28 protein-coding genes are annotated in these 26410 nt (G+C 65.3%); 15 read left to right on the forward strand and 13 right to left on the reverse strand.

From position 1 onward, the window contains the following. Positions 1 to 2: 2 nt before the first annotated feature. On the reverse strand, positions 3 to 1127 hold the full coding sequence (locus G4Z14_RS01940; RefSeq protein ID WP_164623057.1) for a DUF6456 domain-containing protein: 1125 nt from the start codon (positions 1125 to 1127) through the stop codon (positions 3 to 5). A gap of 216 nt (positions 1128 to 1343) precedes the next feature. On the opposite strand from G4Z14_RS01940, the gene G4Z14_RS01945 reads away from it, so the two are divergent. Continuing rightward, positions 1344 to 1628 (forward strand): DUF6477 family protein, encoded by a 285-nt coding sequence (locus tag G4Z14_RS01945; RefSeq protein WP_164623058.1) that lies wholly within the window; start codon positions 1344 to 1346, stop codon positions 1626 to 1628. 67 nt (positions 1629 to 1695) lie between these two features. On the opposite strand, the gene G4Z14_RS01950 is transcribed toward G4Z14_RS01945, so the two are convergent. Further along, positions 1696 to 3240, reverse strand: coding sequence for a trimethylamine methyltransferase family protein (locus G4Z14_RS01950; RefSeq protein ID WP_164623059.1), 1545 nt, complete (start codon positions 3238 to 3240; stop codon positions 1696 to 1698). 222 nt (positions 3241 to 3462) lie between these two features. Between G4Z14_RS01950 and guaA the strand changes: the two genes are divergently transcribed. Next, entirely contained in the window at positions 3463 to 5019 is a 1557-nt protein-coding gene (guaA, locus tag G4Z14_RS01955) for a glutamine-hydrolyzing GMP synthase (RefSeq protein WP_164623060.1), read from the forward strand. A gap of 97 nt (positions 5020 to 5116) precedes the next feature. Here the strand turns inward: guaA and G4Z14_RS01960 are convergent, their stop codons facing one another. Together G4Z14_RS01960 and G4Z14_RS01965 are read right to left on the reverse strand one after the other, a co-directional pair. Continuing rightward, entirely contained in the window at positions 5117 to 5698 is a 582-nt protein-coding gene (locus G4Z14_RS01960) for a nitroreductase family protein (RefSeq protein WP_164623061.1), read from the reverse strand. A 69-nt stretch (positions 5699 to 5767) separates the two neighbouring features. Continuing rightward, positions 5768 to 6238 carry a hypothetical protein gene (locus tag G4Z14_RS01965; RefSeq protein WP_164623062.1) on the reverse strand — a complete coding sequence of 157 codons (471 nt, stop codon included), beginning with the start codon at positions 6236 to 6238 and terminating at the stop codon, positions 5768 to 5770. Positions 6239 to 6323: 85 nt separating this feature from the next. Here G4Z14_RS01965 and G4Z14_RS01970 point away from each other — a divergent pair, with 85 nt between their 5' ends. Next, a complete protein-coding gene (locus G4Z14_RS01970) occupies positions 6324 to 7106 on the forward strand; it encodes an SDR family NAD(P)-dependent oxidoreductase (RefSeq protein WP_164623063.1) in 783 nt (260 codons plus the stop codon). A gap of 1 nt (position 7107) precedes the next feature. Continuing rightward, positions 7108 to 7377 (forward strand): putative quinol monooxygenase, encoded by a 270-nt coding sequence (locus G4Z14_RS01975; protein ID WP_164623064.1) that lies wholly within the window; start codon positions 7108 to 7110, stop codon positions 7375 to 7377. Here the strand turns inward: G4Z14_RS01975 and G4Z14_RS01980 are convergent. Beyond that, positions 7367 to 8539, reverse strand: coding sequence for a low temperature requirement protein A (locus G4Z14_RS01980; protein ID WP_227751468.1), 1173 nt, complete (start codon positions 8537 to 8539; stop codon positions 7367 to 7369). The two genes, G4Z14_RS01975 and G4Z14_RS01980, sit on opposite strands and share 11 nt — an antisense overlap. A 49-nt stretch (positions 8540 to 8588) precedes the next feature. Here G4Z14_RS01980 and G4Z14_RS01985 point away from each other — a divergent pair, with 49 nt between their 5' ends. The 6 genes from G4Z14_RS01985 to G4Z14_RS02010 all read left to right on the forward strand — a co-directional run bounded on the left by G4Z14_RS01985 (position 8589) and on the right by G4Z14_RS02010 (position 14163). Beyond that, entirely contained in the window at positions 8589 to 9464 is an 876-nt protein-coding gene (locus tag G4Z14_RS01985; protein ID WP_164623065.1) for a DMT family transporter, read from the forward strand. Between the two features lie 146 nt (positions 9465 to 9610). Then, a complete protein-coding gene (locus tag G4Z14_RS01990; RefSeq protein ID WP_164623066.1) occupies positions 9611 to 10597 on the forward strand; it encodes a hypothetical protein in 987 nt (328 codons plus the stop codon). 101 nt (positions 10598 to 10698) lie between these two features. Continuing rightward, positions 10699 to 11568 (forward strand): ATPase, encoded by an 870-nt coding sequence (locus G4Z14_RS01995; RefSeq protein ID WP_164623067.1) that lies wholly within the window; start codon positions 10699 to 10701, stop codon positions 11566 to 11568. Between the two features lie 29 nt (positions 11569 to 11597). Beyond that, positions 11598 to 12521: a homoserine O-acetyltransferase MetA gene (gene metA, locus G4Z14_RS02000; protein WP_164623068.1), complete on the forward strand. Its 924-nt coding sequence runs from the start codon at positions 11598 to 11600 to the stop codon at positions 12519 to 12521. A 167-nt stretch (positions 12522 to 12688) separates the two neighbouring features. Continuing rightward, a complete protein-coding gene (ppk2, locus tag G4Z14_RS02005; RefSeq protein WP_164623069.1) occupies positions 12689 to 13558 on the forward strand; it encodes a polyphosphate kinase 2 in 870 nt (289 codons plus the stop codon). Next, positions 13555 to 14163, forward strand: coding sequence for a TetR/AcrR family transcriptional regulator (locus G4Z14_RS02010; protein ID WP_164623070.1), 609 nt, complete (start codon positions 13555 to 13557; stop codon positions 14161 to 14163). Before ppk2 ends, G4Z14_RS02010 begins: the two co-directional genes overlap by 4 nt. 90 nt (positions 14164 to 14253) lie before the next feature. Here G4Z14_RS02010 and G4Z14_RS02015 read toward each other — a convergent pair whose 3' ends face one another. From G4Z14_RS02015 to G4Z14_RS02035, 5 genes are all read right to left on the reverse strand, one after another. Then, complete coding sequence (locus G4Z14_RS02015; protein ID WP_227751514.1) at positions 14254 to 15327, reverse strand: ABC transporter ATP-binding protein; 1074 nt, start codon at positions 15325 to 15327, stop codon at positions 14254 to 14256. Between the two features lie 23 nt (positions 15328 to 15350). After that, the gene (locus tag G4Z14_RS02020) at positions 15351 to 16157 is read right to left on the reverse strand and encodes an ABC transporter permease (RefSeq protein WP_164623072.1); all 807 of its coding nucleotides are present in this window, start codon (positions 16155 to 16157) and stop codon (positions 15351 to 15353) included. Beyond that, positions 16154 to 17041 carry an ABC transporter permease gene (locus tag G4Z14_RS02025; protein ID WP_407703790.1) on the reverse strand — a complete coding sequence of 296 codons (888 nt, stop codon included), beginning with the start codon at positions 17039 to 17041 and terminating at the stop codon, positions 16154 to 16156. Before G4Z14_RS02025 ends, G4Z14_RS02020 begins: the two co-directional genes overlap by 4 nt. 181 nt (positions 17042 to 17222) lie before the next feature. Further along, positions 17223 to 17480 (reverse strand): hypothetical protein, encoded by a 258-nt coding sequence (locus G4Z14_RS02030; protein ID WP_164623074.1) that lies wholly within the window; start codon positions 17478 to 17480, stop codon positions 17223 to 17225. 176 nt (positions 17481 to 17656) lie between these two features. Further along, positions 17657 to 19057, reverse strand: a complete 1401-nt coding sequence (locus G4Z14_RS02035; RefSeq protein WP_164623075.1) for an aminotransferase-like domain-containing protein — start codon at positions 19055 to 19057, stop codon at positions 17657 to 17659. Positions 19058 to 19147: 90 nt separating this feature from the next. Here G4Z14_RS02035 and G4Z14_RS02040 point away from each other — a divergent pair, with 90 nt between their 5' ends. Both G4Z14_RS02040 and G4Z14_RS02045 read left to right on the forward strand, forming a co-directional pair. Further along, positions 19148 to 19363: a DUF1127 domain-containing protein gene (locus tag G4Z14_RS02040; RefSeq protein ID WP_227751469.1), complete on the forward strand. Its 216-nt coding sequence runs from the start codon at positions 19148 to 19150 to the stop codon at positions 19361 to 19363. A 140-nt stretch (positions 19364 to 19503) separates the two neighbouring features. Beyond that, on the forward strand, positions 19504 to 20499 hold the full coding sequence (locus G4Z14_RS02045) for a hypothetical protein (RefSeq protein ID WP_164623077.1): 996 nt from the start codon (positions 19504 to 19506) through the stop codon (positions 20497 to 20499). A gap of 77 nt (positions 20500 to 20576) precedes the next feature. On the opposite strand, the gene rpsI is transcribed toward G4Z14_RS02045, so the two are convergent. From rpsI to G4Z14_RS02060, 3 genes are all read right to left on the reverse strand, one after another. Continuing rightward, a complete protein-coding gene (gene rpsI / locus G4Z14_RS02050) occupies positions 20577 to 21062 on the reverse strand; it encodes a 30S ribosomal protein S9 (protein WP_227751470.1) in 486 nt (161 codons plus the stop codon). Positions 21063 to 21067: 5 nt separating this feature from the next. After that, positions 21068 to 21532: a 50S ribosomal protein L13 gene (gene rplM / locus G4Z14_RS02055; protein WP_164623078.1), complete on the reverse strand. Its 465-nt coding sequence runs from the start codon at positions 21530 to 21532 to the stop codon at positions 21068 to 21070. Between the two features lie 156 nt (positions 21533 to 21688). Then, positions 21689 to 22474 (reverse strand): SseB family protein, encoded by a 786-nt coding sequence (locus G4Z14_RS02060; RefSeq protein WP_164623079.1) that lies wholly within the window; start codon positions 22472 to 22474, stop codon positions 21689 to 21691. Positions 22475 to 22632: 158 nt separating this feature from the next. Between G4Z14_RS02060 and G4Z14_RS02065 the strand changes: the two genes are divergently transcribed. The 3 genes from G4Z14_RS02065 to G4Z14_RS02075 all read left to right on the forward strand — a co-directional run bounded on the left by G4Z14_RS02065 (position 22633) and on the right by G4Z14_RS02075 (position 26408). After that, positions 22633 to 23841 carry a Na+/H+ antiporter NhaA gene (locus tag G4Z14_RS02065; RefSeq protein WP_164623080.1) on the forward strand — a complete coding sequence of 403 codons (1209 nt, stop codon included), beginning with the start codon at positions 22633 to 22635 and terminating at the stop codon, positions 23839 to 23841. A 202-nt stretch (positions 23842 to 24043) separates the two neighbouring features. Then, positions 24044 to 24703, forward strand: a complete 660-nt coding sequence (locus G4Z14_RS02070) for an ABC transporter ATP-binding protein (RefSeq protein WP_164623081.1) — start codon at positions 24044 to 24046, stop codon at positions 24701 to 24703. Further along, the gene (locus G4Z14_RS02075; RefSeq protein ID WP_164623082.1) at positions 24681 to 26408 is read left to right on the forward strand and encodes a capsule biosynthesis protein; all 1728 of its coding nucleotides are present in this window, start codon (positions 24681 to 24683) and stop codon (positions 26406 to 26408) included. Before G4Z14_RS02070 ends, G4Z14_RS02075 begins: the two co-directional genes overlap by 23 nt. Positions 26409 to 26410 lie beyond the last annotated feature (2 nt).

The following is a 26410-nucleotide window of genomic DNA, read 5'->3' on the forward strand; positions in this document are numbered from 1 at the left end:
GCCTAGCCGATCAACGGGCCATGCTTGCCATAGGTTTCGTCGTAATGCCGCCGCAGGCGCTGCAGCGCGATGCGCAGCACGATCTTGCCCGAGCGCGCCGCCCAGCCCATGCGCTGCTCCGCCGCCTCGATGCCTTCGAGAAAGCAGCAGACCCTGAGCGCGACATCGCCCAGCCCCGGCCCGAGATCGCGCAAGGCCGCGGCCACCCGGTCGCGCGCCGCGCGCGGGCCCTGCGCCAGGCCGGCGTCGCTGTGGAAGCCGCCACGATCGCCCCCGGTCAGGAATCGCTCCCAGTTCTGCGCCACCCGCGGCCCCATCTGGGCCAGCTCGAAATCCTCGCGCAGCCGCTCGGCCGCCTCGACGAAACCCGGTTCCAGAAAGGGCCGGCCATCCTTTTCCCGCCGCCGCCCCAGAACTGCCACCGGGCTTTCCGCCAGATTGTGCCGCACCCGGCGCGGGCCTTCCTCGCCCGCCACCAGCTTGTCGCCCCAGATCCGGTGCTGGTCGGCGAACGCCATCGGCGCCTCGGCCATGCCGCTTGCCATCCGCGCCTGATCGTCTTCGTCGATCATCCGCTTCAGGCTGGCGCGGCCCGGCGCCCCGAGTTCATAGGTCGAGACCCGCCCGGCCTTGCGGCAGGCGATCCAGTCCTGCAGGACAAAGGCCTGCGCCACCCTGCGGTCCACCACCGCGAGGCGCACGCAGCGGCCATCGGGGAATTCCCGCATCACCACCGCCTTTTCCATGTCCGGCGCAATCGCGAGCGTCGCCCCCGGCTCGGCAAGCCGGCGCAGGATGCGCAAGCCTTCGCGCTTCAGGGTGATGTCATCAACGGCGCTGGTTTCCGGGCGCAACAGGACGGTCATCGGGGCAGGCTCCTCTCTGGCTGGATCTTCCCGCCGCGGCGCCCTGCCCCGGACCAAGGCATCAAGCGCCTCGTCCAGCAGCGGGTCTTCCCGGCGTTTCTCATAACGGCGAACCGTGCGCAGCACTGTCGAGGCGTGACAGCCGTCGCGCCGCGCCAGGGCGCGCAGCGACAGCCCGTCCGCGGTATGGTCGAGATAAAGCCGCACTGCATCGGGAAGCCAGTCAGGCAGGGCATGCAGCGGGGACAGGTTGGCAGGCATCGCGTGGCTCGTTCAGCAAATCGAGATCGGAAAGGCCCGGTCACGGGGTTCAACCCTGAGTGGCATTCCTTACCCGATTGTTAATTTCGGTTCAGAAAACGATAATTGTTTCGAATTCTTAAACAAAGCAGTAACCATCGCGCGCTCGCGACTGGCGAAACGCAACGTCAGGTTGCGTGCGGTTAGAGTGAAGGCCTCGCATCCAGGGAGCCTTCCATGACCGATTTCGCCGCCATCCTTGCCAATCTGCGCCGCCCGCGCCTCCTGATCCGCGCTGCCCGATTCGGGTTGCAGGATTACCGCCGCGACCGCGATCTGCGCCGTTTGCTGGCGATTCCGACTACGGCCGAGCGCAATGTGCCGCAGCTTCTGGCCGAAGAGGCCCGGCTGGAAGAAATCCGCAAGACTGATGACCTGAACTATCCGGTCGCCCGCCACATCGAGGTGCTGGTGGCGCTGATTGCCGAAATCCGGCTGCTGCCGCGGCGCGTGGCGGTCTGACATGGCAAAAGGCCCGTCCGTTTCCGGGCGGGCCTTCTGTTCTCAATCCCGAACCAATCCGCGCGGATTACAGGAAGGCGTCGGGCATCGACTCTTTCTTGCGGGCCACATATCCCTCCAGCGCCTCGCGGATGCCTTCGTCCAGATGCGGCGCCTGATAGTCGGCCAGCATCTTCTGCACCCGCTCGCCAGCCAGCGCCATGGTGTCGCGCGCGCCTTCTTCGGCCCAGGTCTCGTAGGGCTTGTAGTCCAGAAGGTCCGAGCGCCAGAAGGCGGTCTTGAAATTGGCCTGGGTATGGGCGCAGCCGAGATAGTGGCCACCGGGGCCGACCTCGCGGATCGCCTCCATGCCCTGCCCGTTCTCGTCCAGCGCCACGCCCTGCGCCAGATGGTGCAGCGCGCCCAGTTGGTCCGCGTCCATCACGAATTTCTCGTAGGACGACACCAGACCGCCTTCCAGCCAGCCGCAGGCGTGCAGCATGAAGTTCACGCCGCTGAGCAGGCCCATGTTCAGGCTGTTGGCCGATTCGTAGGCCGCCTGCGCATCGGGCAGTTTCGAGCCGCAGAAGCCGCCGGCCGACCGGTAGGGCAGGCCCAGACGGCGCACCAGCTGGCCGACGCCATAGGTGATGTGGCTGGCTTCCGGCGTGCCAAAGGTCGGCGCGCCCGAGTTCATGTCGATCGAGGTCACGAAGGCGCCCGCAATCACCGGCGCGCCCTTGCGGATCAGCTGGGAATAGCTGACGCCGGCCAGCACCTCGGCCAGAACCTGCGTCAGCGTGCCGGCCACCGTCACCGGCGCCATGGCGCCGCCGACGATGAAGGGCGACACGATCGCCGCCTGATTGGCCTTGGCGTATTCTTCCAAGGCCCCCATCATGATACCGTCGAAGGTCATCGGCGAGTTGATGTTGATGAGCGAGGTCATCACCGTGTTCTGGTCGACGAAATCCGAGCCGAACAGGATCTTCGCCATCTCGACCGAATCCGCGGCGCGCGACGGTTCGGTGACCGAGCCCATGAAGGGCTTGTCCGACAGCGTCATGTGCGCGAGCAGCATGTCGAGGTGGCGCTTGTTCACCGGAATGTCGGTCGGCTCGCAAACCGTGCCGCCCGAATGGTGCAGCCACTTCGACATGTAGCCGAGCTTCACGAAATTGCGGAAGTCCGCAATCGTGGCGTAGCGGCGACCACCCTTGGCGTCATGCACGAAGGGCGGGCCATAGACCGGGGCCAGCACCAGATTGCGGCCGCCGATCTCCACCGAACGCTCCGGGTTGCGGGCGTGCTGGGTGAAGGACTTCGGCGCGGTTTTCACCAGCTCGCGCGCCAGACCACGGGGAATGCGCACCCGCTCGCCGCGCACATCGGCCCCGGCATCGCGCCAGCGCTGCAGGGCGGCCTCGTTCTCGACGAAGTTGACGCCGATCTCTTCCAGCACGGTCTCGGCGTTATGCTCGATGATCTGCAGCGCCTCTTCGTTCAGAATCTCGAAGTTCGGGATATTGCGCTGGATGAACTTCGCGGTCTCGAACGACACCGCCGTCCGCTCCGCCCGACGGGCCGACCCGCCACCACCACGGGCCCGACGCCCTGCTGCAACATCGCTCATGATAAGTCTCCGAAAGCTGTTTTGCTCCTTATGCGCCGAACCGGACCAAAGCCGTCTCGGAAAAGCGGCGCATGACTGCCAAAAGCGACAGAAACCCCCGTCAAAAGCGACGGAAACCCCGGCTTCATCTGTTCATAAATATCCCACGGGGGTGCGGGGGTGTGACCCCCCCCGCCGCCGTCAGCCTCTTGCGATTCCCTTCGCAGAAAGCTAGGCGAGGCCATGACCCATCATGACCGCCTTCTCATCATCGACTTCGGCTCTCAGGTGACGCAACTGATCGCGCGCCGCCTGCGCGAGCTGAAGGTCTATTGCGAAATCCACCCCTACAACAAGGTGGACGACGCCTTCCTTCGGGCCTTCGGGCCCAAGGCCGTGATCTTCTCAGGCGGTCCCGCCTCCGTCTACTGGGACGGCGCGCCGATGCCGCCAAAGGCGGCTTTTGATCTCGGGGTTCCGATCCTTGGCATCTGCTATGGCCAGCAGGTGATGATGCATTGCCTTGGCGGGCAGGTCGAAGGCGGGCATGGCACCGCCGAATTCGGCAAGGCCTTCGTCACCCCGACGGCCGAACGCCTGCCGCTCCTCGACGGCTGGTTCGAGGCCGGCGACGAGCAGGTCTGGATGAGCCACGGCGACCATGTGTCGAAAATCGCCCCCGGCTTTCAGGTCTATGGCACCTCGCCCAACGCGCCCTTCGCCATCACCGCCGATGTTGCGCGCAACTTCTACGCCGTGCAGTTCCACCCCGAGGTGCATCACACCCCGAAGGGCGCGAAACTCTATGAGAATTTCGTGCGTCTGGCCGGCTTCAAGGGCGACTGGACCATGGGCGCCTACCGCGAGGAGATGATCGAGAAGATCCGCGCGCAGGTCGGCGACAAGAAGGTCATTTGTGCGCTGTCGGGCGGCGTTGACAGCTCTGTGACGGGCATCCTCCTGCACGAGGCGATCGGCGACCAGCTCACCTGCGTTTTCGTCGACCACGGGCTGTTGCGGCTGGGCGAGGCGGAGCAGGTGGTGAAGATGTTCCGCGAGAACTACAATCTGAACCTCATTCACGCCGATGAATCCGCGCTGTTCCTTGGCCAGCTGGAGGGCGTCTCCGACCCCGAGGTGAAGCGCAAGACCATCGGGCGGCTGTTCATCGAGGTGTTCCAGAAATACGCCAATGAAATCGAGGGCGCCGAGTTCCTCGCCCAAGGCACGCTCTACCCCGATGTCATTGAAAGTGTGAGCTTTTCGGGCGGCCCTTCGGTGACGATCAAGTCGCACCACAACGTCGGCGGCCTGCCGGAGAAGATGGGGCTGAAGCTCGTCGAACCGCTGCGCGAGCTCTTCAAGGATGAAGTGCGCGCGCTTGGCCGCGAACTTGGCCTGCCGCAGTCCTTCATCGGCCGCCACCCCTTCCCCGGTCCGGGTCTGGCGATCCGCTGCCCCGGCGAGATCACCGGCGAAAAGCTCGACATCCTGCGCCGGGCCGATGCGGTCTATATCGACCAGATCCGCAAGCACGGGCTTTATGACGAGATCTGGCAGGCCTTCGCCGCCATTCTGCCGATGCGCACGGTGGGCGTGATGGGCGACGGGCGGACCTATGATTACGCGCTTGCCCTGCGCGCGGTCACCTCGGTTGATGGCATGACGGCGGATTACTACCCGTTCAGCCATGACTTCCTGTCGGAAACCGCAACCCGGATCATCAACGAGGTCAAGGGCGTGAACCGGGTGTTCTACGACTGCACCTCGAAGCCGCCGGGCACCATCGAACTGGAATGAGGAAACGGCCCGCAGCGATGCGGGCCTTTTTTTTCTTGCGACGAGAAGGCGAAGCCGCCCGAGGAGCAGGCCTCGTCGTCGACTTCGTCGCTCCTCGTCAGGCCGGAATCGTCCCGTGACCCGCCCGCTCGGTGATCGGGCGGCGCGGGCTGGGAAATTCCCGCGCACGGGTCTTTTCCGGCAGTAGCTCTGCCGGGCCCTGCGTGCCGACCGCCACCACGGCATGCAGCGCGTAGCCCTCGGGCAGGCCAAGTGCCGGGCCAAGGATTGCGGCATCGAACCCGCCCATGGCATGCGCCACCAGCCCCATCGCCTGCGCCTGCAAGGCAAGGCTCATCCAGGCCGAGCCGGCATCGAAGGCGTGCCAGACATTCGCCGTCTGCACGCCCTCCTTTTCGGTCCAGGGCTTCGAGGCCACCACCACCAGCGCCGCCGCCGCCCCGGCCCAGACCTGGTTGCCGGGCAAAAGCCCGCCGAGAATCGCCGCAAAACCGGCATCGCCCCTGAGCCCCCAGGCAAAGCGCGCCGGCTGGTGGTTCGAGGCCGAGGGCGCCCAGCGGGCGGCTTCCAGAAGGCTCATCACCTGCGCCTCGGTCATCGGGGTGTCAAAGAACGACCGCGGCGACCAGCGGGTGACAAATTGCGGATCGACGGGATAATCGGGATGGCGGACGGACATGCAGGGCTCTCCGGAACTTTGGCGCGACCTTAGCGTCCGGCGCGGCGGTCACAAGCCCCCCTTCCCCGGTCAGATCGCGCCATGCGCCCCCAGCACCGCGCCCGCGACCGTGACCAGCGACAGCGCCAGCAGCACCCGGTGCAAGCGCAGGACCAGCCGGAAGGTGCCGTCCGGGTCACGCAAGGAGCGCGCGTGGAACCAGCGATGCAGCACCAGCGGCTCCGCCACGAACAGCACCAGCGTGAAGATCGCCCAGACCGCCAGCATCGCCCCGAGCCACCAGCGCGCCGGGTCGGCAAAACCCGCCCAGAGGTCAAGCTCCCAGACCATCCACAGCCCGCTTGCCCCGGCCAGCGCGGTGGAGATCTTTGCCTGCCGCCCGAACCGCCCCTCAATCATCTCGAACAGCGCCAGCCGTTCGCCCGCGGGCACCGCGCGGATCAAGCCGGGCAGCAGCACCAGCGTCACCATGGCCACCCCGCCGATCCAGTGGACAATGGCCAGAACATGCAGCGCGCGGGCAAGGGTAAGGGTATCCATGCCGCAGCATCGACCGCCCGTGCCGGCACCGCAAGGCGACAAATCGCCCTTGCCCTGCCCGCGACCCCCGGCCCATCATGCCGGCATGACCCAGATCTTCGCCCCCGACCTGTTCACCGGCAAAGCCTTTCTCGTCACCGGCGCGGGGGGCGGTGTGGGCGGGGCCACGGCCCGGCTGCTGGCCACGCTTGGCGCGCGGCTGGCGATCACCGATGTCAATGCCGCCGCCCTTGCGCAGACCGCCGCCGCGACCGGGGCGATCCCGCTTTTGGGCGATCTGGCGCAGGTTTCGGCCTGCGAGGAGATCATCGCCCGCGCCGTGGCCGGGCTTGGCCGGCTGGACGGGCTGGTCAATGCCGCCGGCCTTTGGGTGGAGGGCGACAGCGCCGCGGCGCGCGAGGCCGACTGGGCGCGCTGCATCGACGTGAACCTGAAGGCGACGTTCTTTCTGTGCTCCCGCGCCATCCCGGCGCTGGAGGCGACGCGGGGCGCCATCGTCAACCTCTCCTCCGATGCCGGGGTTGTCGGCAATGCCGGGGCGGCGATCTATTGCGCCTCGAAAGGCGGCGTCACCACCATGACGCGCGCGTTGGCCCGCGAACTGGCGCCGAAAGGCATTCGCGTCAATGCCTTGTGCCCCTCCGACATCGCCTCGCCCATGCTGGACTATCAGGCCCGCGCCTATGGCGGCGACGATCCGACGGGCTATTTCGCCCGGCTGCTGGCGCAGTATCCGCAAGGTGCGGCGGCGCGGTTCCTGACCCCGGACGAGGTGGCGCAGAACGTGGCCTTCCTGTTGTCGCCCGCCGCCGCCGGGATCACCGGGGCGGCGGTGATGCTCGATTTCGGGCTGACGGCGGGGTATTGAGATGGTCCGTCTGTCCGGCCACATCTTCTGCACGGACGTGCAAGACCTTGCCACCCTGCGCGCCCATCTGCCCGATCACCTCCGCCTCAGCCGGGCCGAACCGGGCTGCCTGTCGTTCGAGGTGAGGCAAACCGCCGATCCGCTGATCTGGTCGGTCGAGGAAAGCTTTGCGGACGAGGCCGCCTTTGACGCGCATCAGGCCCGCACCCGCGCGAGCCTGTGGTTTGCCGCGACCGGCCAGCTGCGCCGCGTCTACTCCGTCACACGCTGAGGTTTCGCGTCAGCGACCAGTTTTCCCAGACCGCCACCACGGCCAGAATCAGCGCCGCCACCCCGTTCAACGCCCAGAGCGGCAGCCATGGCCCGGCGAGGAAGGCCAGGACCGACAGGCCAAGACCGACAAGATGCGACAGCGGGAAATTGGCGGCGGACACCCGCTTGAACAGCCCGTTGCCGATCAGGAACAACACCAGCCCGCCAATCAGCGCCGCGCCCTCGGCAGGACTGCCGAGGTCCAGCGGATGAGCAATGGCGCGCTCGGAGCCGACGGCGGCCAGCACGATGCCGGCAACGATCGGGATATGCAGATAGGTGAACGCAAGCCGCGCCAGCGCTCCGGGATCGGCGCTGTGTTCGATCTGGTGGCTGCCGCGCCGGTGGCCCCAGTGGAAATAGACCCACCACATCCCCACCGTGCCCGCCAGCGCGCCGAGGAAGGACATCAGCCCCGGCGCGTCCCACGCCATGCCGGCAAAGGTCGCGCCCGAGACCAGCAGCGTCTCGCCAAGGCAGATGATGACGAACAGCCCGCAGCGCTCGGCGATATGGCCGCCGCGGACCGTCCAGTCCGACGACCTGTCGCGCCCGAGGCCCGGCACATACATGCCGGTCATCGGCCCGAGATACTCGATGCCCAAGGCTATGCCCCACAGCGCCACCCGCGCCCCGTCGTGCATGAGCCCGCCCAGAAGCCAGAACACCGCCGCAGCCGTCAGCCAGGTCAGGATGCGGGCATAGGTGTTGCGCAGCCGTCCCTCGGCATGGTGCCACATGAACAGGCTGCGCAGCACCTGCGAGCCGGCATAGGCGGCGGCGAAGATCCACCCGCGTTCGTGAAACGCGGTCGGAATCGCCATCGACATGAAGAGGCCAAGCCCCATCAGCGTGAACAAGAGGCCCCGCACCCGCGGCTGCTCGGGATCCAGAAGGTTGAACACCCAGGTCGAATAGATCCAGACCCACCAGATCGCGAGGAACAGGAATCCGGTCTGCAAGGCCCCCGCCAGATCATAGTGATGCAGGAGTGTATGGCTGATCTGGGTGATGGCAAAGACAAAGACCAGATCGAAGAACAACTCGGCAAAGCCCACCCGCTCACCGGCCTGCCGGAACACTTGCACCATGTGAAAGCTCTCCTGTTTGCGCGGCGGCAAGTCTAATCCCGGCTGGACATTTCCCGCAAGCCGGGCCAGCAACGTCGCCATGCGCCAAACCCACCACCCCCTCAAGGCTGCGCTCTGGATGTCGGGCGCGATCTTTTCCTTCTCCGCCATGGCCATCGCCGCGCGCGAGATCAATGCCACGCATGACAGCTTTGAAATCATGGCGGCGCGCTCGGTGATCGGGCTTGGCATCGTGCTGGTCGCGGGGCTGGCAACAGGCCAGCTGGGCCGGATCACCGCCGACCGGCTGTCGGGCCATGCCCTGCGCAACGTGGTGCATTTCACGGCGCAGAACCTGTGGTTCTGGGCGCTGACGCTGATCCCCTTGGCGCAGGTCTTTGCGCTGGAGTTCACCGCGCCGATCTGGGTGATCCTGCTGTCGCCGCTGGTTCTGGGCGAAAGGCTGACCCGGCCAAGGCTGAGTGCCGCCGTGCTGGGCTTTCTCGGCATCCTGATCGTCGCGCGGCCGGATGTGTCCAGCCTGAACCCCGGCGTTCTGGCGGCGGCCGGGGCGGCGCTCGGCTTTGCCATCACCTCGATCCTGACCAAACGGCTGACCCGGGGCGAGACCATCATCGGCATCCTGTTCTGGCTGACGGTGTTTCAGGCGGTGTTCGGCATCGTGGCGGCGGGCTATGACGGGCAGATCACCTGGCCGACAGCCGAGACCCTGCCCTGGCTTGGCCTCATCGGCGTTTGCGGGGTGCTGGCGCATTTCTCGCTGACCTCGGCGCTGATGCTGGCGCCGGTGAGCTTTGTGATGCCGATCGACTTCCTGCGCCTGCCGCTGATCGCGGTCATCGGCGCCTTGGTCTATGCCGAGCCGCTGGACCCCTTCGTGCTGTGCGGCGGCGCGGTGATCTTCCTTGGCATCTGGATCTCGGTCCGGGCCGAGCTTGGCCGGCGCCGGGGCTGACGGAACGCAACGTCACGCGCCGAACTGCCCTTGCGTCACCTTTGACGCCCGTGTCATCTTCGCCCCAGCATCATTGCAAGGCCCAAGCCACCCCGCAAAAGACGGGACGCAACGGCCGGGACAGGAAACAGGGGGAGGAAACCACCATGAAACCGCATTTCGCGGCCGCGGCCTTGTGCTGCACCGCAACCACCGCCTTTGCCGGTGGCATCGACCGCTCGGGCCAACCGCTGGGCTGGCTGTTTGAGACCGGCACCTATGCCGAGCTGAGCTACGGCCATATCACGCCCGACGTGCGCAGCACCCCGGATTTCTACGGCAATGTCGCCAATGACTACGGGCAGCTCGGTCTGGCCTTCAAGACCGATCTGAACGCCAAGGTTTCGCTGGGCGTCAGCCTTGACCAGCCCTATGGCGCCGACATCGATTACCCCGCCATCAGCCTTGGGGCCAAGCTGAAGTCCAGTTCCGTGAATGTCGTGGGCCGCTACAAGCTGAACGAGGCGTTCAGCGCCCATGCCGGTCTGCGCGCCGTGACGGTGGGTGGCACGTTCAACCCGGTCGGGCCGGGGGCGACCGTCAGCATCGCCGATGACACCGATGTCGGCTATCTGGTTGGCATCGCCTATGAAAAGCCTGAAATCGCCCTGCGGGTCGCGCTGACCTACAACAGCGCGACCACGCATGAGGACCCGCTGACCTTCAGCAGCTACAATGCACCGGAATCGATCAACCTCGATTTCCAGACCGGGATTGCCAAGGACACGCTGCTGTTCGGCTCGGTGCGGCATGTGAACTGGTCGGAAACCAGCATCATCGTTGGCGGCGGCACCATCGTCGATTACACCAACGACACCACCAGCTATTCGCTGGGTCTTGGCCGCAAGTTCAGCGACACCTGGTCGGGGGCCGTCACCATCGGCTATGAACCCGGCGACGGGCTGCCGGCTTCGGCGCTGTCGCCGACGGATGGCTATCGCTGGATCGGTCTCGGCGGCAGCTATACCCGCGGCAACATGAAGATCTCGGGCGGGGTGCGCTATGTCGAGCTTGGCGACGCAGTCGCGCCGACCGGGGTTTTCCGCGACAACACCTCGGTCGCCGTCGGCGTGAAAGTCGGCTGGACGTTCTGAACCTGCAGCGGCCCCGCCCCACCCGGCGGGGCCGCATTTTTCGCGTGAACTCGTGGCCTTGGCCCTGTAACAGAGGGCCGTGACCGATGGAGCGCCGCGCGATGATCTACCCCGATGGCCAAGCCTTTCTGACTGCCCCGCACAAGCGGGTGATGCTGTTCGGCATGTCCGGCCTTGGCAAGACGCGGCTGTCGAACCTGCTGCGCGATGCCGGCGACTGGTTTCACTACTCGGTCGATTACCGGATCGGCACCCGCTACATGGGCGAATACATTTCCGACAACTTCAAGCGCGAGGCGATGAAGGTGCCGCTCCTGCGCGAGCTGTTGCTGTCGGATTCGGTCTATATCGCCTCGAACATCACCTTCGACAATCTGGCGCCGCTGTCGACCTATCTCGGCAAGCCGGGCGATGCCGCGCGCGGTGGCCTGCCCTTTGCCGAATACCAGCGCCGGCAGGCCCAGCACGCGCAGGCCGAGGTGGCCGCCATGCTCGACACCACACGCTTCATCGACCGGGCGCATGATCTTTACGGCTACAATCACTTCGTCTGCGACACCTCGGGGTCGATCTGCGAGGTCGTCGATGCCGAGAACCCCGCCGATCCGGTGATGACGGAAGTGTCGGCCCATCTGCTGCCTGTCTGGATCAAGGGCTCCGAGGCGCATCGCGACGAGCTGTGCCGCCGCTTCGACCGGGCGCCGAAGCCGATGTATTACCGGCCTGACTTCCTGATGCAGGTCTGGGGCGAATACCTTGCGCAATCCGGCCTGACATCGGAGGCCGCCGATCCCGACGCCTTCCTGCGCTTCGGCTATGCCCGGCTCCTGGAAAGCCGCCAGCCGCGCTATGACGCCATGGCGCGCTGGGGCGTCACCGTCACCGCCGAAGAAGTGGCCGCGGCCAACAGCCCCGCCGCCTTTGACCAGCTGATCGCCCGCGCCCTTGATCGGCGCGCGGCGCGCGCCTAACTTTCCGAAATCCCTCAAGGTTCCGATCCATGCCCATCACCCTGCCAGAAACCCTGCCCGCCTTCGACGTTCTGCGGAACGAGGGCGTCATGGTCATGTCGCCGGACCGGGCCGCGCATCAGGACATCCGCCCGTTGCGGATTGGCCTCTTGAACCTGATGCCGAAGAAGATCCAGACCGAGAACCAGTTTGCCCGGCTGATCGGCGCGACGCCCTTGCAGATCGACCTCAGCCTGATCCGGATGACCGAGCATCTGACCAGGAACACCGCCGCCGAGCATATGGAAACCTTCTACCGCCCCTTCGCGGAAGTGGAGGAAAGCGGCGAGAAGTTCGACGGCCTCATCATCACCGGCGCCCCGATCGAGCATCTGCCCTTCGAGGAGGTGACTTACTGGGACGAGCTGAAGCGCGTGATGGACTGGAGCCAGACCAACGTGTTCTCCACCTTCGGCGTCTGCTGGGGCGGCATGGCGATGATCTATCATTTCCATGGCGTGAAAAAGCATATGCTGGACCACAAGGCCTTTGGCTGCTTCCGCCACCAGAACCTGAACCCGACCTCGCCCTATCTGCGCGGCTTTTCCGATGATTTCATCATCCCGGTCAGCCGCTGGACCGAGATGCGGCAGGCCGAGATCGCCACCGCGCCGGGCTTGCGCACGCTTCTGGGCAGCGACGAGGTCGGCCCCTGTCTGGTCGAAGATCCCGGCCACCGGGCGCTCTATATCTTCAACCATTTCGAATATGACAGCGACACGCTGAAACAGGAATATGACCGCGACGTCGCCAATGGCACGCCGATCAACGTGCCGATGAACTACTACCCCGATGACAACCCCGCCAACCCGCCGAAGAACCGCTGGCGCAGCCATGCGCACCTGCTTTACGGCAACTGGGTGAACGAGATCTATCAGGGAACCCCGTTCGATCTGAATGAGATAGGGCGGTGACGGCGGGGGTTTCACACCCCCGCGCGGGGCTTGTGCCAACCCCCGCTTCCCCCGTGGGATATTTGCGCCAATGTGAAAGAAAATTTTAGGCGAATTTTGTGCATTGGTCGCGCCGCATTTGCCTCGGGGCGTGGGGACTGGCCATAATGGCGCAAAGGGAGAGCAACATGGACCTGCCATTCGACGGCGCAATCAGCCGGTATTTCCGTGAAGCCGCGCCCGAGAAGGTGCGCAAGGCCATCGCGTCGGCCGGCAAGGACGAGATCCTGAACAAGGATTATCCCTATCGCGAGGAGATGAAGGGCAAGGCCTATGACAGCCATATGCAGGCCTTGCAGATCGAGCTGGTGAAGATGCAGGCCGACATCAAGGCCAGCGGCAAGCGGGTGGTCGTGGTGTTCGAAGGCCGCGACGCTGCCGGCAAGGGCGGCACCATCGGCGTGCTGCGGGAAAACCTCAACCCGCGGGTGGCCAATGTGGTGGCGCTGTCGAAACCCTCGGACCGCGAGGCGGCGCAGTGGTATTTCCAGCGCTATGTCGACTGGCTGCCGGCCAAGGGTGAAATGGCGATCTTTGACCGCTCCTGGTACAATCGGGCGATGATCGAACATGTCTTCGGCTTTTGCAGCGACGAGAACCGCGAGAAATTCTTCCGCCAGCTGCCGGATTTCGAGCGGATGCTGGTCGATGAGGGCATCACCTTCCTGAAGCTCTGGCTGGAGGTCGGCCAGGCCGAACAGCTGAAACGCTTTCTGGACCGCGAGCAAGACCCTTTGAAACAATGGAAACTTTCCCAGATCGACATCGACGGGCTGTCGAAATGGGACGCCTATTGCAAGGCCATCGACGAAACCATGCAGCGCAGCCAGTTCGGTCACGCGCCCTGGACGGTGATCCTGTCGGATGACAAGAAGCGCGCCCGGATTGCCGCGATACAATCCTTGTTGCTGGCGGTCGATTACAAGGGCCGTGACAAGGCGGCCATCGGCAAGGTCGACAGCACTATCTGCGGCGGGCCGGGGCTGCGGCACACGTGAAGAAGGGCTATCACCACGGCAACCTGCGGCAGGCGCTGGTCGATGCGGCGCTGGAGCTGATCGCGGCGCAGGGGCCGAACGGCTTTACCCTGTCGGAGGCCGCCAAGGCCGCCGATGTTACCCCCGCCGCCGTCTACCGCCATTTCGCCGGCCGCGAGGACCTGATTGCCGAGGTTGCCCGGCAGGGCTTTGACATCTTCGCCGCGCTGATGGAGTTTGCCTATGCGAACGGCCAACCCAGCGCTCTGGCGGCGTTCGAGGCGACCGGCCGGGCCTATCTGGCCTTTGCCCGCAAATATCCCGGGCATTACATGGCGATGTTCGAAAGCGGGCTGAACCTGTCGGCGCATCCGCAGGTCGGCGACGTGGCACTGCGCGCCAAGGCGGTGCAGGACCGCGCCGCCGCCGGCCTTGCCGCCCAACTGCCCGAAGGCCGCCGCCCGCCCGCCGCGATGTTCTCGGCCCATGTCTGGGCGATGAGTCACGGGGTGGTGGAGCTGTTCATGCGCGGCCAGAACCGCAGCCCTTTCCCGCCCGAGGATCTCCTGGAAACCGGGATCGGGATCTACCTGCGCGGATTGGGGCTGTTGTCGCCGGATCGCTGAAAGCGGGGGGCGTCATGGGGGTGGCGGAGCATGCCCCCCTTCCCAACCCTCCCCCACGAGGGGGGAGGGGTTGCGAGTGGAGGCGCCGCGTTACCGGAACAACACCAGCGCCGAGGGCGACCACGCCACCCGCACCTTGCTGCCGACATCAAGGATCGGACGGCCCGGCACGTTGCGCATCGACAGCCGCACCTCGACATCGGTGCCGCCGAGATAGACGTCATAATAGGTCATGTCGCCGAAATAGATCACCTCGTCGACCACGCCTTCGGTCTCGCGCTCGGTCGCCTTCTGGTCATCATAAAGCAGGGTCAGTGTCTCGGGGCGCAGGCCGACGACCGGGCTTTCGCCCTTGATCGGCGGCTGGATCGTGGCGTCAAGCATCACGCGGCCCAGCCCCTTGGCCTCCACCTCGACCTGCCCGCCCGCCTCCGACAGCACGGTCGCGGGGACGAAATTCATCGTGCCGATGAAATCCGCCACCTTCTTCGACATCGGACGGCGATAAAGCGTCTCGGGGTCGGCAAGCTGGGCGATCTCGCCGTCAAACATCACGGCGATGCGGTCGGACATCACCAGCGCCTCTTCCTGGTCATGCGTCACCAGAATGAAGGTGATGCCAACCTGGCGCTGCAGCTTGATGAGTTCCACCTGCATGTGTTCGCGCATCTTCTTGTCAAGCGCCGACAGCGGCTCGTCCAGCAGGAGCACCTTGGGCTTCAGGATCAGCGCGCGCGCCAGCGCCACGCGCTGCCGCTGGCCACCCGACAGCGCATGCGCCGCGCGGCCGCCGTAGCCCTTGAGCCCGACCATCTCCAGCGCCTCTTCCACGGCGCGGGCCTTTTCGGCCTTCGACCGCGGGTCCTTGCGCAGGCCGAAGCCGACGTTCTCGGCCACCGACATGTGCGGGAAGATGGCGTAGGACTGGAACACCATGTTCGTCGGGCGCTCGTTCGCCGGCACACCCTCCATCGACTTGCTGTCGATCAGCACGGCACCCGAGGAAATGCCCTCGAATCCGGCAATGGTGCGCAGAAGCGTAGTCTTGCCGCAGCCCGAGGGGCCCAGGAGCGAGAAGAACTCGCCGGCCTTGATCGTGCCGTTGATCCCCCGCAGCGCGTGGTAGTCGCCATAATACTTATGGACGTCCTTGAATTCGATCATCGTGGGTTTGTCGTCCGAGAACGTCACAGGAAGCCTCCGGTATCCTTGCCGCCGGTCTTGGCGATGCCACGGCGACGGAAATATTCAGCGATGGTGAGAAGACAGATGGAGATCAGCACAAGGATCGTCCCCAGCGCCAGCATTGACGGCACCTTGGCGGGGAAACGGAACTGGCCGAAGATATAGACCGACAGGATCGCCTCGCCCGAGCCGAGGAAGTTCGACACGATGAATTCGTCGATCGAGATGGTGAAGCAGATCAGGAAGGCCGAGATGATGCCGGGCAGCACCAGCGGCAGGATGATGAGCCGGAAGGTGGACAGCGGCGTCTCGCCCAGATCATAGGCCGCCTCTTCCAGCGATTTGTCGAGGCTCTGGAACGCCGAAGTCAGGATCGCGGTGGCAAAGGGCGTGCAGACCAGCACATGACCAAGGATGATGGTGAACAAGGACAGCTTCACCCCGATGGCCAGCAGCACGATCAGGAGCGACATCGCCACGATGATCTCGGGCAGCACCATCGGCAGCATGATGAGCCCCATCAGCGCCCCCTTGGCCGGAAAGCGGAACCGGGTCGAGGCGCGGGCGGCAAAGATGCCGAGCGTGGTCGACAGGATCGAGGACGACAGCGCGATGATCAGGCTGTTTTTCACCGCAATGCCCAGCTGGGCATCCCCCGCCATCTGCCGGAACCATTCCAGCGTCACGCCCTTCAGCGGGAATTGCACCACTTTCGAGTCGTTGAAGGCAAAGAGCGGCAACAGGATGATCGGCGCGTAAAGAAACACCAGATAGGCGATGGCATAGATGCGCAAGGACGGAGATTTCATTTCTGTCCTCCAAGGAAGCGACGGTTGAGCGTCAGGAAGATGATCGACACCACCGCCACAATGGCCATGACCGTCACCGACAGCGCCGAGCCAAGCGCCTGATCGCGTTGTTTCAGCAGCTGGCTTTCGATCATGTTGGCGATCATCGGCACTTTGCCGCCGCCAATCAGTTCGGGCGTCACATAGTCGCCCACCGTCGGGATGAACACGATCAGCACCGCCGCGATCACCCCCGGCATCGACAAGGGCAGTGTCACCCGCCAGAAGGTGCGCAGCCTGGTCTCGCCAAGGTCTTGCCCGGCTTCCAGCAGCGCCCGGTCGACCTTTTCGAGGCTGACGAAGATCGGCAGGATGGCGAAGGGCGCGTAGGCATGGGCCAGCGTGATGACGATCGACATCACCCCGTTCGACAGGATGTTCAGCGGTTCGCCCACAAGGCCGAGATCCATCAGCGCCGAGTCGATCACGCCGTTGTAGCCAAGGATCACCCGCCACAGCGAGACGCGGATGATGTAGCTGGTCCAGAACGGCAGCGTCACCAGAAACAGCCACATCGACTTGCGATGCGCCGGCACGTTGAACGAGATGTAATAGGCCAAGGGATAGGCCAGCAGCACCGTCGCCAACGTCACCAGCATCGACACCATGAGCGAGCGCAGCATGATGGCGCGATAGACCGGATGGGTGAAGACCGTCTCATAGTTCGACAGCGAGAAATCCCAGACGATATGGCCGTTCTCGCTGGTCAGCACCGAGAACAGCATCACCGTCACCAGCGGCGCTGCCAGAAGCAGGATGGCATAGAATGCCGTGGGCGATATGATCGCCAATCCACTCGCGCCCTCGGATCGGCGGATCCGCGCGAGAAGTCCGTTGTTTTGCATCATGCCCCCTGTTGGCACGTCGTCTTGACATTTGATCAAATTCTAAGCCCAAGCCGCGCGACGGGGCAAGCGAATTCGGCCTCTGCCCCGCGCCAGCCCTGAAAATGCAACAAGGCCGGACCGAGGTCCAGCCTTGGATATCAACGGCTTGACGGAGACTGCGCGGCCTGTGCAGGCCCGGTCAGACACCTACCCGTTCGATGGCGATCGCCCGCTTTTTCAGCTCGTCATACAACGTCGGCAGCACCCGCAGACTGGAAACCGATACCCGCAGCGCCTCGACGATTCGCGCCTCGTTCGCGGCACTGGCCACCCGCCAGACCATGCGGCGGGTCACGCCGTCATCATAGACGATCTCGGTCGACCCGTTGCGCGCCTTGCGCCAGCCAAGAAAATCCGCCCCGCCATGAGGGGCGTGGAAAGTGGTCTGGAGTCCCATTTTTCGGACCTTGTGATTTGTTCTGCTCTGCCCGCAAGATTGCGCCCTGCCCCGGCTTTCGGTCAATCCTGTCAAAAGATTGCCCGATACATCCCCGACACCGCGCAGCAAGATTGCCACAATTCACCCGAATTGTGGCAATGCCGGGCCGGATTGCGCCACATTCCCGACACAATTCAGACCGTCAGATCGCCCGGCGGCCGCGGCAGCAGCCGCGCCAGCGCGGCGACACCGGCCTCCATCGTCTGCCGCGGGATGTTGCCCGGCACCGCCAGCCGCACCGCATGGGGCGCGCGGCCGTGGATCAGGGCAAACTGGTCGGCGGTGCGCAGCAGCACCCCCTCGTCCTCGGCCATCCGGCTGAAACTTGAGGCCCGCCAGCCCAGCGGCAACCGCAGCCAGGCAAAGGGCAGACCCGATTGCCATGCCAGATCGAAGGCGCCCAGCCGGTTGACCATCAGCTGCAGCCGCTCGGCCATCTCGCGCTGCACCTTGTCGCGGATCTCGGCCGCCGCGCCGGTCTGCATCAGGTCCAGCACCAGCCGATGCACCGGCTGCGACAATGCGAAAAAGCCATGCTGCGCCGTCAGGCGCCCGGCCTCCCCCATGCCCGTCGGGCAGATCGCATAGCCAAAGCGCAACGAGGCCGACACCGATTTTGACAGGCTGCCGATGTACCAGACCCGCTCGGGCGCCAGCGCCCGCAGCGTCGGCTGATCCGACTGGCTGGGGGCAAAACATTCATCCTCGATGATCTGCAGGTCATAACGCCTTGCAATCGCAATGATTTCCGCGCGCCGCGCCGCGCTCATCCGCGCCGTCGTCGGGTTCTGTGTGTCCGGGGTCAGGCACAGGACCTGCGGGCCATGGCGGCGGCAGGCGGCCTCGAGCGCGTCGGGCAATAGGCCCTCGTCGTCCATCTCGACGCCCACCACCTCGGCACGGGCCAGCCGCGCGGCATAGCGGAAGCCCGGAAAGGACAGGTCCTCGATCAGCACCACCGGCCGCTCGCCCCGCAGGCAGCAGTCGAAGATCAGCCCGATGGCGTTCTGCCCGCCATGCGACAGCATGATGTCATCGGGGCCGAAGCTGCCAAGAATGCGCGGGGCGAGCCAGTCGCACACCGCCTCGCGCAGCGCGCCTTCGGCCTTTTGCGTCGTGTAGCCCAGCCAGTCCGGCAGCGGCGCATCGGCCATGCGGTGCAGCGCCGCGCTGATCGCCTCGGCCTGCCCGACATCGGGCAGTTGCGGCACCCGCAAGTCCACCCGTCCCTGCGTTGTCCCGGCATCGCGCTCGACAAAAAGCGGCTCGGTCGGGCCAAGCCGCGGCGTGCGGGCGGCGACAAAAGTGCCGCGCCCCACGGTCGCCGCCAGAATGCCCTCTTGCGTCAGGATCTGGTAGGCCCGCGCCACCGTGCCGGGCGTCACCTTCAGCGCCCAGGCCATCTCGCGCACGGTAGGCACCTGGATTCCTTCGGCAAATTGCCCGTCACGCACCCCGTCCCGCAACGCCCGGCTGAGGTTGAGATACTTCGGCCCGTCGCCTTCGGCGCTCAGCCCTGACCAAATTGTATCCATGGCAATACTCCGCTGGCCAAGGCGTCCCCAGGCATTGTATCAATCATCTAGCGGGATTGATCCCGCCGATCAATACAAATGAGGTTTGCCATGCCCAAAAGCATCGAATTCGCCCTGCCGCAGAACCAGATCCTGCCGCCGATCTCGCGCATTCTGATGGGGCTTGCCGTAACCGTCGCGCGCTGGGAATTGAACCTGCGAACCCGCAACGCGCTGGAAAAGCTGGACGATCACCTGCTGCATGACATCGGGCTTGACCGCGCAAGGGCACAGGAAGAATGGGACAAGCCATTCTGGTGGAACTGATCGCCGGCCATTGCCACTTTTGCGGGCAAGATCGGGTGCGGCTGGTACAACGGCTGCGCCCATTCACTTAAAATTGTTGCGCGGATAGAGCTTTTGCGAATAGTCGGCTTTACGTTGGGTAAACCAAGTGAGCCGCCGCATTGTCCAAACTCATTCTTCATATCGGATCGCACAAGACGGGCACGACCTCGCTGCAGGCCGCGCTGCGGGCCGCCGCCGGCGACACTGCAGGCGATGATGTCACCATCATCGACCGGAAACGGGTGATCCCGAGCATCACCGTCAGCACTGGCGCCGGAGCCGGATTTTCCACGCGGGTTCGGCGCAAGGTGGCCGATCGGATCTTTCGCCCAACTACGGCAATGACGGTCTTTTCGGATGAGGGTTTATTCTTTCTGCATGAACCGGACGAGGTCGACGGCCTCGCGCGCTTGCTGAAGGACCGCTACGAGACTATCGAGATCTATGCCTATGTCCGCCGGCAGGACCAGATGGTGTTGTCGCATCGCAAGCAGGTCGCCATGGGATTGCCTGCACGGTCCTTTTACGAGAGCGACTTCCTGACGCTGCCGGAACTCGAGCCGCATCATTCCCGCTTCCTCGATTTCCATGCCAAGCTCAGCGGTCTTTGGGCCGCCGCTTTCGGCATGGAGGCCTTGCGTGTCATCCCATATGACCGCCAGCGCCTGCACGGTCAGGATGTCGTGACGGATTTCTCGCACCGGACCGGGATTCGCCTTTCTTCCGCCGCGGCAGACCAGAACACGGCGCTTACGCCGGCACAGCTTGTCTCCGGGTTGGCGCTGTCGCGGCTCGGATTGCCCCGGCACGCCTTGCGCAGCGCCCTTGCCGAAGTCGCGGACCAGATGGGGCCGCATGACGCCAGGCTGCTGCCGACGCGGGCGCAGGCGACCGGGTTCATGGCGGCCTTCGCCAACAGCAACGCCCGGCTGGCAGCCGAGTTTTCCTGCGACGGCACGCCAGTGGCCTTCAGCGACGACTATAGCATGTATCCTGAAGAGACCGCAGCCGACTGGACATCCGAGCAGGTCTTTACGCTCCTTGAAACCGTGCTACAGCATCTCAGAGGCACCGCCCAGGCTGCGGACAAGGAAACCGACGACCTGCGCGACTGAGCCAAGATCGCGCAAGGCTCGGCACATGAAAAAGCCCGCCAGACGGCGGGCTTTCCCAATTTGATGACTCGTCCAGATCAGCGCTTGGAGAACTGGAACGAGCGGCGGGCCTTCGGCTTGCCGTATTTCTTGCGTTCGACGACGCGGCTGTCGCGGGTCAGGAAGCCGGCGGCCTTCAGCGCACCGCGCAGGGCGGGTTCGTAAAGCTGCAGGGCTTTCGAGATGCCGTGCTTCACCGCACCGGCCTGGCCCGACAGACCGCCGCCGACCACGGTGGCGTAGACGTCGAACTGGCCTTCCACGTTGGCAACCGTGAAGGGCTGCTTCAGGATCATCTGCAGCACCGGGCGGGCGAAGTAAGCGGCCATTTCCTTGCCGTTCACCACAACCTTGCCCGAGCCGGGCTTGACCCAGACGCGGGCGATGGCGTTCTTGCGCTTGCCGGTGGCATAGGCGCGGCCCAGCTTGTCACGCACCGGGGCGCGGACGATGGCAGCGGGGGCAGCGGCCGGGGCGGCAGCGACGGCCGACTTCAGATCGTCGAGAGACTTGATATCGGACATGATCTTCACGCGCTCCGGGTGTTCTTCGGGTTCAGCGCCTTGACGTCGAGGACGGTCGGCTGCTGAGCTTCATGGGGATGAGCGGCGCCTGCGTAGACGCGCAGGTTGGTCATCTGGCTCTTGCCCAGACGGTTGCGGGTGATCATGCGCTCAACCGCCTTGATCACGACGCGCTCGGGGTGGGCGCCTTCCAGCACTTGCCGCGCGGTGCGCTGCTTGATGCCGCCCGGGTGGCCGGTGTGCCAGTAATAGACCTTGTCTTCGCGCTTCTTGCCGGTCATCTGGATCTTGTCGGCATTGATCACGATCACGTTGTCGCCCATGTCCATGTGCGGCGTGAAGGTCGGCTTGTTCTTGCCGCGCAGGATATTGGCCACGATGGTGGCAAGGCGGCCCAGAACAACGCCTTCGGCGTCGATCAGGATCCACTTCTTCTCAATATCCGCAGGCGTTGCGGTAAAGGTTTTCATGTGGTTGGTCCCGTAAGGATAAGGGGGGAGACCCCCCGGAAACTCGGATGGCGGCTTATCGCTGATGGGGCGGATGCGGTCAAGCGGATCAGAGATAATAGTTTTGTTTGAAATCAATGCATTGCGATATGCGGTATTAATTTACCCCATACAAGCTTACCGCAGTCGCGGCGGGCGCGAGGGATCGGTGCCCGGGGCGGCGGGCATCGGGGCGGCTTCGCTTGGTGCAGGCGCGGCAATGGCAAAGCTGCGCCCGACCGCCGCCATGGCCCGCAGCGCCGGGTCCTCGGGGGCAAGGAAGGTGACATCCAGCGCCGCCGCCTCCAGCCCCGCAAAGGCCAGCGCCTCGGCGACCGAGCGCGCCAGGGCGGCTTCTGCGGCAGGATCGGCGCCGACCAGCGCCAGCACATGGCCGCGCGCGCCGCTGTCATAGGCGACCGCGGCCAGCACCGCCCCGCCGGCCAACCCGGCCGCGCCCTGCAATGCAAGACCCAGAGCCGCCTCCAGCGCCTGCGGCACCTGCGGCGCCGCGAAACTGCGCGGCAGGGCGGCGGTTTCCTGCGGCCGGACATCAAGAAGCGTCAGCAGATGCTCCAGCGCCTCGGGTGGCAGCAGAGTCTCGCTGGCCGCGCCGGTGCCAAGGTTCAGGCCCAGCCACAGCCCCTGCCCCGCCAGCCCCTGCGCGATCACCCGACCCGGCAAGGTGGCATAGGGCGCGGGTGTGTCCTGAAACCCGGCCAGCCGGTCCTCGCTGTCAAACACCAGCACCACCGGACCATCGGTGAGATCAAAGACCTGCGGCTCGATCGCCGCGCCCTCGGCCTCGCGCCGCAACAAGAGCGACAGCGGCGCATCGGCGAGAAGCTGATAGAACCGCAGCGCCTCGGCCTCGCCGCCGGCTTGCAGCGCGGCATGGGCGGCATCAAGTGCTGTCTCGGTCATCTTCGGCCCCCTTCGGTCGCCATCCGCTTGCCGGCCTAATCGGCAACGCCCGGCGCGGCAAGAGCCAACGGCGTCGCGCGCAGCATGACATCGCCATTGAACCGGGCGCAACTCCGTGGTTCAACAAGATAAAGCCCATTCTCCGCTGCGGAACCCCAATGTATCGCGTCTCGCCTTTCGTCCGCCGCTTTGCCCATGCGCTTCTGGCCGGGATCGCGATTGCCACGCTTTGGGTGAACCTGTCGCCCGCCAGCTATTACGACGCGCTGGAATGGCGGCTGTTCGATGTGGCGCTGCCGGGTTGGCTTGCGCCCTTGCCGGTCTCGGTGACGCCGATGTTGATCGTCTCGCATCTGTTGATGCCGCTTTTCGTGGCCTTCATCGGCAAGGAACTCTGGGAGGCCCTGATCCTGAGCCGCGGCGCAATGTCGGGGCGGCGCGCGATTGCGCCGGCGGCGGGGATCGCGGGCGGCGCGCTCGGGGCAATCCTGGTCTGGATTCTGGTCGCGGCCCTGCTTGAAACCGCCGAGGAGGCAAGCTTCGCGCTGGGCTGGCAGGTGCCGGTCGGCGGCGATGTGGTGCTGGCCTATTTCACCGCCCGCGCCGTGTTTGGCGCCGGCCATCCGGCGCTGCACCTGTCGCTGCTCTTGACCATCGGGCTGGATATCCTCGGCATCCTTTTGACCGGGCTGACCGACCCCGAGGCCACGCTGCGGCTGGCCTGGCTCGCCCTGCCGCTGCTGGCCTGCCTTGGCGTCTGGTTCACGCTGGCGCGCGCGCCGAAAGCCGCCTCGGAATCGCGCCGCCGTCGGGCGATGGCGCTTTGGCCCTATAGTCTGGTCGGGCTGGTGTCGTGGTTCGGGGTTGCCGCTTCGGGCCTGCCGCCGGCGCTGGGACTGTTGCCGGTCATCGCGGTGATCCCGCATGCCGACCACAGCTTCGGCGTCTTTGCCGAGGCCGAGGAACTGCTGCACGATCCGCTGAACCGGCTGGCGCATCTGCTGGTCAAGCCCTTGGCCGGGGTGCTGTTCCTCTTCGGCCTGACGCGCGGCGGCATCGACCTTGCGGCCTTTGCGCCGACAACACTGGTCTTGCTGGCGGCCCTCTGGATCGGCAAGCCGCTGGGGCTGATGGCCGGGGTCATGCTGGCGGTGCGCGCCTTCGCCGCCGAGCTGCCGTCGGCGCTGCGCGGCCGCGAGGTCGGGCTGATTGCGCTGGTCGCGGGCATGGGCTTTACCGTACCGGCGCTGGCGCTGGAAAGCGCCCTGCCCGGCGGCGGCATGGCCGAGGCGGCGCGTCTGGGCCTTGCCCTGTCGCTGCTTGCAGGCCCGCTTGCAGTGGCGCTGGGCGGGCTGCTGCGGCGTTGAGATTCTGGCAACAATCGCGGCCCGGCGGCGTATTGTCTTCAATTCACGAATAACGACATAATGATGCCCTAAAGCCCGGCTAGAGCTTGGCCGGAGAGACGGTGTGCCGCGGCGACGGCAGCCGGGCGGTAATCCTGTTGCGATATCCCGAGATCCGCGGGGGTATCGGCGGCAGGCCACGAGAACGGGCAGAAGCAGGCGAATGATCGCGTTCGAGAATGTCAGCAAGTCCTTCTGGACCGGGAAATCCCGCAAGGTCATCCTGGACCGCGCGAGTTTCAAGGTCGAGATCGGCAATTCGCTGGGCATCCTCGCGCGCAACGGCACCGGCAAGACCACGATCATCAACATGATGGCGGGGCTGGAAAAACCCGACGAGGGGTCCATCCTGCGCACCTCGCGCATCTCGTTTCCGCTGGGCTTCATGGGCGGCATCATGAGCAAGCACACCGCCACGGAAAACGCCCGCTACATCGCCCGGCTTTATAGCCTTGACCCCGACTACGTCGAAAGCTTCTGCCGCTGGCTCTGCGGTCTGAACGAATATTTCGACATGCCGGTCGGCACCTATTCCTCGGGCATGCGCTCGCGGCTCTCGTTCGCGCTGATGCTGGCGCTGGAGTTCGATATCTACCTGATCGACGAGGGCATGCCCTCTTCGACCGATGTCGAGTTCAACCGCAAGGCGGGACAAGTGCTGCGCCAACGGCTGAAGAACGCAACCGTGGTGGTGGTGTCCCACGCACCGCAGACGCTGGAGAAATTCTGTCGCTCGGCGGCAGTCCTGCGCAACGGGCAGGTTTACATGTTCGACACTCTGGAAGAGGCGAAGCGGCTTTATGACTACGAAGCTCACAGTTAAACGGTTCCGCACCCGCCGGGTTGACCTGCCCGCAGCCGCGCCAGCCGCCGCACCGGCGCAGGCCGCCGCTGCGCCGCTGCCGCCGCCGCGCAGCGTTTCCCGCCCGCAGATCAACCCGAAAACCGGCCCCTCCGACGATGCCTTCGCCGCCGCCGCCAACGAGGACGGCTTCGGGGCAGACCGCTTCGACACCGCCCGGCTGAACGCCGCCCCCAGCGGCCCGATGGCACCCCCCGGCTCGCCCGAGGCGGCACCGCTGGTAATCGACGCCATCCGCCGCGAGGGCCTGACGGGGCGGCAATTGCGCATGGCCCGCCGGCTGGCGCAGAAACACGCCCTGCCCGCCACCTCGGATTTCGACGCGGTGCGCCTGCTCAGGGCGCGCGGCATCGACCCGTTTCAGGCCAATTCCGTGCTGGAGCTGGTCTCCGGCGCCGACGGCTCTGGCCAGACCCCCTCGCGGGCGCTGACCGTCACCCCCGGCGGCGACGGCATCCAGTTGCCGCAGACCATCAAGCCGGTGCAGCTGCCCTCGACCGAGTTGCGCACCGAACAGGCGCATCTGGCCGAGGTGATGAAGATCCAGCGCGACATTGCCCGCCGCCGCCGCCGCAAGTCGCTGCTGCTGATGGCGCGGCTTTCGGTGTTCGTGCTGTTGCCGGCCCTGCTGGCCGGGCTTTACTTCTACTCCATCGCCACGCCGATGTATGCCGCCCGCACCCAGTTCGTGATCCAGCAGGCCGAAGCCCCCGGCGCCTCGGCCATGGGCGGGCTGTTTTCCTCGACGCCGATGGCGACGGCGCAGGATTCGATCGCGGTGCAGGGCTATCTGCAAAGTCAGGTCGCCATGCAGCGGCTCGAGGCCGACAACGCCTTTCGCGGCCATTTCTCGGACCCGGGCATCGACGTGATCCAGCGCCTGTCGCCCGATGCCAGCGAAAGCGCGACTTACAAGCTGTACAAGAAGATTGTCCGCATCGCCTATGACCCGACCGAGGGCGTGGTGAAGATGGAAATCATCGCCGCCGATCCGCAGAAGGCGGTGGAATTCTCGAATGCGCTGATCGGCTATGCCGAGGAACAGGTCGACCAGATGACCCAGCGGCTGCGCGAGGACCAGATGAAGGGCGCGCGCGAAAGTTATGAGGATGCCGAGCGCAAGTATCAGGAGGCGAATGTCCGCGTCGTCGAGCTGCAGGAAAAGTTCAAGGTCCTGTCCTCCGAGGCCGAGGTCGGGCTGATTACCAGCCAAATCGGTCAGCTGGAAACCCAGTTGACCCAGGACCAGCTGTCGCTGGCGCAGATGGAATCGAACCAGAATCCCAACAAGGCCCGGATGGAGCCGTTGAAGCGCCGGATCGACACGCTGCAAACCCAGATCGCCGAATTGCGGGCGAGGCTGACCGAGGAGGGCAAGGACGGCTTCTCGCTGGCGCAGGTGCAGTCCGACCTTCTGGTGGCGCAGGCCGATGCCCAGACCCGCCAGCTCTTGCTCGCGCAGTCCTTGCAGGCCATGGAAACGGCACGGGTGGAAGCCAACCGCCAGACGCGCTATCTGTCGGTGGCGGTGGCTCCGGTGGCCCCCGACGAGGCCGCCTATCCGCGCGCCTTCGAAAACACCCTGGTCGTCTTGCTGATCTTCGCGGGCATCTACCTGATGGTCTCGATGACGGTGGCGATCCTCAGAGAGCAGGTTTCGGCGTGATG

The organism is Tabrizicola oligotrophica (assembly GCF_011008935.1).
Taxonomy (GTDB): Bacteria; Pseudomonadota; Alphaproteobacteria; order Rhodobacterales; family Rhodobacteraceae; genus Tabrizicola_A; species Tabrizicola_A oligotrophica.

What these genes read in the sequence shown, in the direction of transcription:
- G4Z14_RS01940 (WP_164623057.1), bottom strand. Translation starts at nt 1,127, where the DNA reads ATGCCTGCCAACCTGTCCCCGCTGCATGCCCTGCCTGACTGGCTTCCC.
- G4Z14_RS01945 (WP_164623058.1), top strand. Translation starts at nt 1,344, where the DNA reads ATGACCGATTTCGCCGCCATCCTTGCCAATCTGCGCCGCCCGCGCCTC.
- G4Z14_RS01950 (WP_164623059.1), bottom strand. Translation starts at nt 3,240, where the DNA reads ATGAGCGATGTTGCAGCAGGGCGTCGGGCCCGTGGTGGTGGCGGGTCG.
- guaA (WP_164623060.1), top strand. Translation starts at nt 3,463, where the DNA reads ATGACCCATCATGACCGCCTTCTCATCATCGACTTCGGCTCTCAGGTG.
- G4Z14_RS01960 (WP_164623061.1), bottom strand. Translation starts at nt 5,698, where the DNA reads ATGTCCGTCCGCCATCCCGATTATCCCGTCGATCCGCAATTTGTCACC.
- G4Z14_RS01965 (WP_164623062.1), bottom strand. Translation starts at nt 6,238, where the DNA reads ATGGATACCCTTACCCTTGCCCGCGCGCTGCATGTTCTGGCCATTGTC.
- G4Z14_RS01970 (WP_164623063.1), top strand. Translation starts at nt 6,324, where the DNA reads ATGACCCAGATCTTCGCCCCCGACCTGTTCACCGGCAAAGCCTTTCTC.
- G4Z14_RS01975 (WP_164623064.1), top strand. Translation starts at nt 7,108, where the DNA reads ATGGTCCGTCTGTCCGGCCACATCTTCTGCACGGACGTGCAAGACCTT.
- G4Z14_RS01985 (WP_164623065.1), top strand. Translation starts at nt 8,589, where the DNA reads ATGCGCCAAACCCACCACCCCCTCAAGGCTGCGCTCTGGATGTCGGGC.
- G4Z14_RS01990 (WP_164623066.1), top strand. Translation starts at nt 9,611, where the DNA reads ATGAAACCGCATTTCGCGGCCGCGGCCTTGTGCTGCACCGCAACCACC.
- G4Z14_RS01995 (WP_164623067.1), top strand. Translation starts at nt 10,699, where the DNA reads ATGATCTACCCCGATGGCCAAGCCTTTCTGACTGCCCCGCACAAGCGG.
- metA (WP_164623068.1), top strand. Translation starts at nt 11,598, where the DNA reads ATGCCCATCACCCTGCCAGAAACCCTGCCCGCCTTCGACGTTCTGCGG.
- ppk2 (WP_164623069.1), top strand. Translation starts at nt 12,689, where the DNA reads ATGGACCTGCCATTCGACGGCGCAATCAGCCGGTATTTCCGTGAAGCC.
- G4Z14_RS02015 (WP_227751514.1), bottom strand. Translation starts at nt 15,327, where the DNA reads ATGATCGAATTCAAGGACGTCCATAAGTATTATGGCGACTACCACGCG.
- G4Z14_RS02020 (WP_164623072.1), bottom strand. Translation starts at nt 16,157, where the DNA reads ATGAAATCTCCGTCCTTGCGCATCTATGCCATCGCCTATCTGGTGTTT.
- G4Z14_RS02025 (WP_407703790.1), bottom strand. Translation starts at nt 17,041, where the DNA reads ATGCAAAACAACGGACTTCTCGCGCGGATCCGCCGATCCGAGGGCGCG.
- G4Z14_RS02030 (WP_164623074.1), bottom strand. Translation starts at nt 17,480, where the DNA reads ATGGGACTCCAGACCACTTTCCACGCCCCTCATGGCGGGGCGGATTTT.
- G4Z14_RS02035 (WP_164623075.1), bottom strand. Translation starts at nt 19,057, where the DNA reads ATGGATACAATTTGGTCAGGGCTGAGCGCCGAAGGCGACGGGCCGAAG.
- G4Z14_RS02040 (WP_227751469.1), top strand. Translation starts at nt 19,148, where the DNA reads ATGCCCAAAAGCATCGAATTCGCCCTGCCGCAGAACCAGATCCTGCCG.
- rpsI (WP_227751470.1), bottom strand. Translation starts at nt 21,062, where the DNA reads ATGTCCGATATCAAGTCTCTCGACGATCTGAAGTCGGCCGTCGCTGCC.
- rplM (WP_164623078.1), bottom strand. Translation starts at nt 21,532, where the DNA reads ATGAAAACCTTTACCGCAACGCCTGCGGATATTGAGAAGAAGTGGATC.
- G4Z14_RS02060 (WP_164623079.1), bottom strand. Translation starts at nt 22,474, where the DNA reads ATGACCGAGACAGCACTTGATGCCGCCCATGCCGCGCTGCAAGCCGGC.
- G4Z14_RS02065 (WP_164623080.1), top strand. Translation starts at nt 22,633, where the DNA reads ATGTATCGCGTCTCGCCTTTCGTCCGCCGCTTTGCCCATGCGCTTCTG.
- G4Z14_RS02070 (WP_164623081.1), top strand. Translation starts at nt 24,044, where the DNA reads ATGATCGCGTTCGAGAATGTCAGCAAGTCCTTCTGGACCGGGAAATCC.
- G4Z14_RS02075 (WP_164623082.1), top strand. Translation starts at nt 24,681, where the DNA reads ATGACTACGAAGCTCACAGTTAAACGGTTCCGCACCCGCCGGGTTGAC.